The sequence below is a fragment of the Rhodococcus pseudokoreensis genome (assembly GCF_017068395.1).
GTDB lineage: Bacteria > Actinomycetota > Actinomycetes > Mycobacteriales > Mycobacteriaceae > Rhodococcus_F > Rhodococcus_F pseudokoreensis.
The window spans coordinates 158,694-167,009 of the sequence record NZ_CP070618.1 but is presented as its reverse complement, the minus strand read 5'-3'; the positions used below and the strand labels follow the sequence as shown (position 1 = coordinate 167,009).

Sequence of the window (8,316 nt, the reverse complement as noted above, 5' to 3'; positions counted from 1 at the left end):
CCTGGTGGTGGCGTCGACGTCGGTTCGGGCGAGGCCCTGGTCGACGTTCTCGATGGCGAGTATCTGAGAGCCGCTGCTGGCGTGAATCTTCCATCCATGCGGGGCGGTGATGTCGACTGCGAGTGCGTCTCCGCTTCCGTAGCACCGAGCCTCGAGCTGGTCGGGGCGTGGCGTGGTGATCTCGGTGTCCGAGTGGTCATCTCCCCAGCCGATGATGATGCTGCCCAGATCGGTGCTGGCATCGGTGACGATCACTCCGCTGGTCGAGGCTGAGACCGCCGCGGCCAGGCGGCCCTCGTCGCCTCCGCAGGCGGTCAGTGCGGCGACGGCGCCGCCGGCAAGAGCGGCAGCGGCAGCTGCCCGGCGGCGCCGTCTGTGGGACAGAGTCATCGGTTTGTGGTTCCTTTCGGTGGCCATGTCGCCCGGTGGGCGGGTTACTTGAAGACGTCGACGAACCAGCGGCCATCGGTCTGCTGGGTAGTGACGGTCTGGGTACCGCGGTCCACCGGCTGTCCGGGCTTCATCAGGGAGAGGTCGACCAGGTAGACCCCGTCGGACAGCTTCATCGTGCGGATGCAGTAGTTGGTACCGACCGGCACAGCGTCGATGAACTTTTGCAACTCGGGCGCGGGCTGCACCGAAGAAGTAGGCGTCGCAAGCGCTCGCGCGGCTTCCCCATTGCGCTGGATGTAGTACGCGTGGTTGAACGCTGCGATGACGCCCGCACCGCTCTTCTGGTCACCGCGATCGGCGCGGCATTCGCCGTCCCCCGTGGTCTCCGGTTCCTCGGCCCTTTCAGGTTCGGGCAGGTTGAGCGTGGGCAGTCCGTTCTCGTCGGTCGGGGCGGCGGCCGTCATCGCAGCCTGAGTTGGATCGGGGTTATCCTCGCGCATCTGGTCGTTCGCGACCACCACGGCCACAACGATGGCGGCGGCCATGCCAATTGCGGCTGCGGTCTTCACGTATAGGCGGCGACCATCGGAAGGGCCATGCGTTCTCCGGGCTGCCGTTGATAGTGGCTTGACCAGCCCCTCGGACACCGCACCAGTGGTGCGGGTGCCTGAGGGGACGTCGCCGGTGGGTGTACCACCGAGAAGGTCGATTACGGCGGGATGCTGTGAGGACTTACGTCCGAGGGTCGGCCTCTTCATGGTGTTGCACCCACTTTCTCGGGATCAGTTGCCGCGCACGACGCCGCCGCCGACGGCGTTCGCCAGCAGGTTCCCCGCCAGACCCGGCGTGGCGTCGTTGAAGAACGAATTGAGGGTGCCCTCGACCTGCTCGATCACCTGTTGCCCTCCGGGCTGGGCCGAGGCGAAGTCGCGCGCCTGTTGGTCGATCGCCGGCGCGGACTCGACTGTGTCCTGCACGGCCGACGCCGCAGCCTGTCCGATCGGGCCGGAGTTCTCCCAGTCGGTGAGCACCGTCTCGGTCTGCGCGGTCACTGCCTCCTGGTCGATGTCCGGGACTTCGACCTCGTGCGGTTCGCCCTTGTCACCCGCCGCGAGCGGGGTCACCGCGGCCACTGCGATCCCGCCGCCGACCAGGGCGCCCGCGGCCGCGGCCGGGATACCCGCTGCTGCGGCACCGATACCCGCGCCCGCGGCGGTGCCGATGACGCCGACTGGCACCCATCCGATTCCGGGGAGGAAGACGGTGCCCGCGGTCATTCCGGCGATGCCGCCGATGGTGCCGCCGACCAGAGCACCTGCTGTGGCGGCTGTTGCGCCTGCGGTGAGGGCACCGACTGTCGCCCCTGCTGCCCCGGCACCGACTTGGGCGGCGGCGATCCGGTCAGCTCGGTCGGTCTCGACACCCATCGATCGCCAGGCCGTCGACACCCCTGATTCGACTACCGCGAAGGTGTTGTTGGTGCGGTCCTTGTCCTCGTCGGTGATCCAGTTCGGCTGCTTGATGTGCATTTCACCGATCCGGAGGGTGTCGCGTGGAGCGATGATCGGAGCGGTCGGCGCGACGGCGGTCGGCAGGTGCAACTCCTGCACCCGGACCGGTGCGACGTAGTAGTCGTCCGGCGTGATGTACGAGTCGTTTTCGTAGTCGTAATTCGGCAACGCTCGCCATTCGATGTTCTCGTAGGCGGCGGGCGGGGCGACCCAGTACTCCGGCTCCGCCGGGGCCTCCGGGACGTACGCGGGCTCGATCTGGGGTGTCGGTGTGGAGGTGGTGGTTCCGCCCTGAGTGTCGGCTCCGGTCACACCTTCCTGGTTGCTTCCACCGGTGACACCTCCCTGGATCGGCTCGGCGATCGCGGACGGCGACAGGGCGATACCGGAGGCCAGCGCCGCCGTGGCTACCGCCAGTGCAGTGGCCGCGTGCGTGGCATTGGCTCGACGGTGCCGGCCACCTGCGCGGCGCGCGGCCCGATTACCGGCGGGGATCTGGTTGCTCATCTCGAATGTGCCTTTCAGCTGGGATCGGCCCGCATGAGACCGGTGAACGCGATGTGGGTCGGAGAGTCCTCGGAGTGACGTCCGGCTCGGGACTGGCCGGACCAACGCATCAGCCAGCGGCATGGCCCATCAGGCCGATGGCGGTCGCGGCGAGTACGGTCAGCGCGTCTTGGGTCGGACGGCGCAACTGAGGCAACGCGATGCGCTTGCCGCCGGCGAAACGTGGCTCGTACGGCATCCGACATACCGGTACCGCCAGGTTGCTGAACCGCTCAACGATGTCGTGTTCGTCTGCCGGGATGTCTCCGGGGCCGTCGGTGATCACGATGACTGTTCGGCTCAACAGGTCGGGCCGGACGGCGGCGAGGGCCTTGAGTGTGCGTTGTGCACCGATGGCGGCGTCAGTGCGGATCGGCACCGGGATGAGCGCCACATGCGCGGCGCCGGCCACCCACTGCCAACTGTCTGCGAGGATCGAGTTCCCGGTGTCGGCGACGATCAGGTCCCGGTGCTGACTGAGGACCATTCCGAGCGCCTGCGCCTGGTCGTACCCGAGGGGTGTGGCCGCACCGCCGATCACGACATCTGCCCCGCTCGGTTGCTGGGTCAGGTACTGCCTCAGCATCGTCGGCCGGACATCGGTTGCCGCGGGGGTGATCTCCGCCAGCAAGTCGAGCACATCCGAGCCATGAGCGGGCGGCACCGTCACCCGATCGGAGAAGCTGCCGCCGACCTCTCCGAGGTCGGCGCATACAACGCGGCGGGAGCCGCGATAGGTGGCAATGGTATCGGTCAGCGCAATCGACAGAGGCGTCTTCCCGACACCACCTTTGACCTGCATGACACCGATCAGCGCACGGTCCGGCAGCGGGCCCGCGATGATGGTCTGGGCATCGCGCAGCCGCATCTCCAATGAGGCTTCCTTCGGTACCAGTTTCAGCCCGAGCGCTGCGTTCAGCCGGCCTCGCAGGCCGAGCCGTGCCGGATCGCTTGCCACGGGCGAGGCCGGCGCCGCCACCAGATCCACCAGTGCCTCCAGTGGGCCGGTGACGGCCTCTTCCGCTCCCTGGTGCTGCGGCGTGCGAGAACGGCTCTGCGTGGCGCCCCCCTGCCGCCGATTGGGGGCCGGCGTCTGCAGCTGCGGGGGGACCGCCGGCTGGGATTGATAAATGATGGATTCGGCTGCCACGACCACGGGCCCCGTCGGTGGTACGGAGGAGTTCGCCGCCCGTGCCGGTGGGGGTGCCGTGGGCGCACCGGTGGGGATTGGTGTGCTGGGCGCGCGTGGCTCCACCTTCCCGTTCGGGAGGACGGTCAGGTGGCGGCTGTTCTCGCCCTTTCGATACACGACCTCCAGACCGACGTTCTGGTCCTTGGCGACTGAGTGCAGGAACCTGTGCACCACGGCTTCGAGCGTCTCGGTTTCGGTCGCTTGCAGGTCCACCGGGTCCACAGCAGCGGAGGCAAGGATCGCGCGGGCGGTCGTTTCGGAGGTGATCTCGACATCGATGGTCGGCGACATCTTTAGTTGATCCCGCTGAAGGCGTTGGCGCCGGACAACTCGGTGTCCATCTCGTCAACGATCGATTGTGTGCGGTCGAGAGCCGCGAGCGCCTTGTCGCGGGCCTCGCCTTCGGGCAGTGCCTCGTACACCGCGCGGCGTTTGTCGACCGCGTCTTTGATCTCAATCAAGCGGTCGCGGGTCAGCTCCTGCGTCTCGCTGAGCTTGGCCAGCCATCCGGGCACGGAATCCTTGAGATACCCGCGAAGCTCGGTGATCACCGGATCGCTGGCACCTTTGGTGACGAACGGGCTGCGCAACGCGCTGATGTCCTCGGCGGTCGGAGTGATCGACTGGGAGATGCGGCGGCTCATGGTGTGTCCTCTCGGGTTGGTTGTGTATCCGGTGGAGCAGTGGAAATCAGTCGCCGCAATGGGCGTTGTGGATGGATGCCTGGCTGACGATTGAGAGCGGTCCGAAAGAACCGCCGATTGTCGATCCGAGTAGTCCTGCAGCCGCAGCGATCGACCCGATGGCCGGTCGGGGCATGCGTGGTTTGGGCTGCTGCTCCGGGGCGGTGGAATCGGTGTCGGTGTAGTCGGTCATCGAGATTCCTTTCCTGGGGTGGGGAGAGGTGTTTCAGACAGTCGCGGGGAGCCGGTCGGGTGCCGGGAGGAATACGACGTCGGTGGGGCCGTAGTGGACGTTGGTCTTGACTCGTCCGCCGGTGTTGATGGACAACGTTGTTTCGAGGACGTCGCCGGTTCCCTTGTCGCGGATGACAGTGACCGCCTCGACGGTGACGGGAACTTCGCTGCCCTGGCCATCGTCGATGAGCACTGCCATGCCTTCGGTGACAGCGGAGGCCGGGATTGCGTCGGCAACATCGTCATCGTCGGTGGCTGCGCTCTGACCGATCGGGCGGTCACCGAGCACGATCGGTTCCAGGACGTCGCCGTGCTCGCGGGCCTGCTTGGCCAGTGCGCGTTCGGATTCGATGAACTCGGCCAGTTCACGCGAGTAGCAGGTGAACTCTGGTGCTTCGAATGGTTGGAGCCCGTCGATGATCGCCTTCTCCGATTCGGACAGCTGGCTCCACTTGTTGGGATGCCGGTCGACGTTCGGGGTCCACCACATCTGTGCGTCGACCGGGCTGCCGTCGGTGCCGAGCGCGATGCCGCGTCCCTTCACCGACGTGTCGACCTCGCGACCGACAGTGGAGTCGCCCCACATCATCAGCGCACCGTCCTGGGAGAGATTTCCGAGGCTCAGGCGCGTGCCGAAGTTGTCACGGGCGTTACCGCTGGCGCCGCCGAACAGCGAGGCGTCCGGACGTTGGACACCGAGCAACAAGCGGATGCCGGCCGAGCGCGCCAGGACGGCGAGGTCAGCCCACGCCCCGAGCGGGTCGAGTTCTTTGAGGAGCTCTCGGGTCTCGTCGTCGCCGGTCTTGGCCAACCGCTGCCACTTGCCAGAGAGGATGAAGAATTCGTCGAGGACCGCGATCATCAGTGGGAGCTGCGAGCCCTCGATCTTCTTGTGGTGAATGTAGGCGTTGCGGGCCATCATCTCGGTGTGCAGCGCGCGCACGAACATTGCTGCGCGGAGCGCGTCGTACACGATCGCGCCGCAGCCGGGGTAACCCTCGAGGCCATCGAGTTCGATCATCTTCGGATCGACCCCAACGAATGGGATGCCACGGCGCGTCGCCTCGGTGAGCAACGTGCGGATGACGGAGGTCTTGCCACCGCCGGTCGGGCCCACGATCAAGCAATGCGGTTTGTTCGAGCTCGTCGACACATCCCAGAACATCGTCAGGTCCGCCGCGCCCGTCGCATACGGCAGGTGCCGCAGGTCCTCGTCGACCAGGGCGAGCGGGTGGTCCACCCGGGTCGGCATCGCAGCCACGAGCCGCATCACCAGGTGCCCCTGCGAGGGGGTCCACTCCGTCGTCCAGGTGCGGCCAGACTCGTGCACGCCGGCAAGAGACGCCAGGGCCTCGTCGACCTTCGCTTGGAAGCCGCGGGCACCGGAGTTCATCGACGGCTCGAACGTGATCTTGAAGCCGGTCTCGACGCCGTTCTCATCGACCGAGTCGACGGTGACCTTCGCGTCCTTGAGGATCGCGCCGGCATCGAGCGCCGCCTGCAGCGCCTTGTGCCGAGAGGAGCGAGTGTCGGGGATGATTTCGGCGCGGGTGACGAGGATTCGATTCTTGTACGCCTCATGCTTGACGCGCACCTCCCATTTTCCGTGTTCGGGGAATGTCTCCTCGATCGCCCGGGTCAGCTCGTCGAACGCCTTGGGCCGGATAACGGTGCCGGGGTGCAGTGTGATCGTCGCCCGGCGGAGTGCCCGTCGTCCGGGAGCCAGTGAAACGGTGACCTTCCGGGGCAGGTGACCGGTGGTCTGACGCACCACGGATTCGAGCATCCGAGTCGACTTGTGCGCGCGGTAGCGGGACACGTCGACAACGCACAGTGGGACAGCTACAGCGGCCAGGGGCCACTGATAGCCGTGCAGCTGGGTGAGCACGGCCGTCACGGTCTCGTTCCCGTCGATGGTCGGCAGCAACCGTGGCGCGTACACCGCCGCGGCAGCGCCAGCGACGGCGACCGGTGAGGTGGGGGTGAAGCGGCCGATGCGCGTCGGGTTGCCGTCCGAATCGACCTGCTTACCTCCGCGCGCGGTGGCAGAGTCACCAAAAATCTCGCGATACTGCTGAACCACCCAGTCCTTGACCGGGTCACGACTTGCATTCACCGCGGGCTCCTTTCGCACGGTCTGACACCACTGCGGGAGTGATGCGGGAGCACTGTGGCAAAAAGTGCGCTTCGGGTTCAACGGGGTATGTGGATAACTTTCGAGCGGCGCATTCGACGAGCAACTCCTGGCCCATTGGTGCTCCACTCGGGCACCTCACCGCCCCGAACCCTGCAGTCCCTGCACCGCTCATCGAGACCGATTTGTGCCGCGCCCCCAAGCCGTGGCGAGGTAGGCATCGGCAGGAACGCGGTCGCTGTGTCGGCGAGGTTCGACGCGGTATTCGCTGCACGTGGCGGAATAGTGTGAGTGCGCGGTGAACCCACCCGCCACCGCACTCCGAACAGCAGTCGCGTACCGCATCGCAGAGCGCTCGAATGAGCGGTCGAGTTCCGGACGTTTCGACGGTAATCCGACCGCTGCGGCGAACATGTCCGACACCCGACCGAGCACGCGCGAAAAACCTCGATCTGCGAGCGGTACGGACGGGCTCGGTTTGGCGGTCGTAGCGGTCCCGATGTCAGGCGCGGCGGGTCCTCGCAGTGCGCGCTGTACCGCGTCCCGCTGCGCGGTCGAAACAGCATCACTGCAGGCCTGTGACATGGCCGTCACGAAATATGTTGGCGCGGCGCAATTTCTAGTAGTACACTCCCCCTAGGCCCGGAGGGCCGGGGGGAGTGACCCCCGGAGGGGGTGGGGTTTCCCCCCTTTTTCGGACGCTCAATTCGACTGCTGGATTCGACCGCTCGATTCGGACCCCCGATTCGGACGCCCGATCTCCTGCCTTACAGAGCACGCTCTGAATCGGTGCCGCAGCACTCCCATTCGATCCTCATCTCGACGGCGGGAAGGTGCGTGCTTGTCTGCGCCTGAACACGGGTGGTCAGACACCACACTTCAGCGCTGAATTTCGTGTTGTCACGGCCCTGCCGCAGCCGTTCCTCCGTGGGACTCCCACGCACCGCCCCCTCCGGGTCCTGTTGTGCTGCGCTGCGAGCCCCGGATCTCAGGCTGAGCGGATCAAACGCGCACCGAACGACACACGACCCGTCACGGGTCTACACGTGACACCCTCCCGGCCCATACACCCGATGCCCGCGCGCAGCTCGTGCGGGTTTCACCAGATGGCCGAGAGCAAGCACCAACCGATACGCCGACGACCACCGCTGCGCCTTCGAATCGGAAGTTATCCACATACCCCGTTGAAGTCTGCGCGCGATTTTTCTTACGGTCGCCCGCACCAAGTTTCAGGTGCTCGCCAGATTCGACCCGAGGAGAACCCATGTCTCTTGCGTCCACCGCCGTCGACGCCGCACTCGCTTCCCCCGAACACACCTCGATCGGGGGTGACGTTCTTGCTCAGGAAACCGAGGTGAACACCAGCAATCTCAAGGACTGGATCGGCAACAACGTATTCGTCGTGATCTTCCTGCTCGTTGGCTGCGCGATCGCGCTCGGCGCCCTCAAGAGCAACTTCGCCAAGGTGCTGACCATCGGCGGACTGTCTCTCGTCGCGATCACCTTCTTCGTGCTCGCCGGGAGCCAGAGCGCAATGAATGGGCTCGGGGCCTTCGTACTCAGCCTCTTCAACGTCGACGTCTGACGCGTGCTCGTCCTTGTGCACAAATCCTCGAAGGGAGT

At 66.1% G+C, this 8,316-nt stretch carries 8 protein-coding genes; 1 reads left to right on the top strand and 7 read right to left on the bottom strand.

The features are described 5' to 3' along the window. The 7 genes from JWS13_RS05365 to JWS13_RS05335 form a co-directional block, all read right to left on the bottom strand. On the bottom strand, positions 1-390 hold a 390-nt coding region (locus JWS13_RS05365; protein WP_206004841.1), incomplete at its 3' end, for a hypothetical protein. Positions 391-434: 44 nt separating this feature from the next. After that, positions 435-962 (bottom strand): DUF8176 domain-containing protein, encoded by a 528-nt coding sequence (locus JWS13_RS05360; RefSeq protein ID WP_241032103.1) that lies wholly within the window; start codon positions 960-962, stop codon positions 435-437. A 213-nt stretch (positions 963-1,175) separates the two neighbouring features. Then, positions 1,176-2,411 (bottom strand): insoluble domain protein, encoded by a 1,236-nt coding sequence (locus tag JWS13_RS05355; RefSeq protein WP_206004840.1) that lies wholly within the window; start codon positions 2,409-2,411, stop codon positions 1,176-1,178. Between the two features lie 109 nt (positions 2,412-2,520). Continuing rightward, entirely contained in the window at positions 2,521-3,933 is a 1,413-nt protein-coding gene (locus tag JWS13_RS05350; protein WP_206004839.1) for a CpaE/TadZ family protein, read from the bottom strand. Positions 3,934-3,935: 2 nt separating this feature from the next. Next, positions 3,936-4,286 carry a hypothetical protein gene (locus JWS13_RS05345; RefSeq protein ID WP_206004838.1) on the bottom strand — a complete coding sequence of 117 codons (351 nt, stop codon included), beginning with the start codon at positions 4,284-4,286 and terminating at the stop codon, positions 3,936-3,938. Positions 4,287-4,332: 46 nt separating this feature from the next. After that, on the bottom strand, positions 4,333-4,518 hold the full coding sequence (locus JWS13_RS05340; protein WP_206004837.1) for a hypothetical protein: 186 nt from the start codon (positions 4,516-4,518) through the stop codon (positions 4,333-4,335). A 33-nt stretch (positions 4,519-4,551) separates the two neighbouring features. After that, positions 4,552-6,675: an FtsK/SpoIIIE domain-containing protein gene (locus tag JWS13_RS05335; RefSeq protein ID WP_206004836.1), complete on the bottom strand. Its 2,124-nt coding sequence runs from the start codon at positions 6,673-6,675 to the stop codon at positions 4,552-4,554. A gap of 1,282 nt (positions 6,676-7,957) precedes the next feature. Between JWS13_RS05335 and JWS13_RS05330 the strand changes: the two genes are divergently transcribed. Next, a complete protein-coding gene (locus tag JWS13_RS05330) occupies positions 7,958-8,278 on the top strand; it encodes a hypothetical protein (protein ID WP_206004835.1) in 321 nt (106 codons plus the stop codon). Positions 8,279-8,316: the final 38 nt, after the last annotated feature.

Coding starts and splice junctions, on each gene's coding strand:
- JWS13_RS05330 (WP_206004835.1), top strand. CDS start 7,958: ATGTCTCTTGCGTCCACCGCCGTCGACGCCGCACTCGCTTCCCCCGAA.
- JWS13_RS05350 (WP_206004839.1), bottom strand. CDS start 3,933: ATGTCGCCGACCATCGATGTCGAGATCACCTCCGAAACGACCGCCCGC.
- JWS13_RS05340 (WP_206004837.1), bottom strand. CDS start 4,518: ATGACCGACTACACCGACACCGATTCCACCGCCCCGGAGCAGCAGCCC.
- JWS13_RS05345 (WP_206004838.1), bottom strand. CDS start 4,286: ATGAGCCGCCGCATCTCCCAGTCGATCACTCCGACCGCCGAGGACATC.
- JWS13_RS05355 (WP_206004840.1), bottom strand. CDS start 2,411: ATGAGCAACCAGATCCCCGCCGGTAATCGGGCCGCGCGCCGCGCAGGT.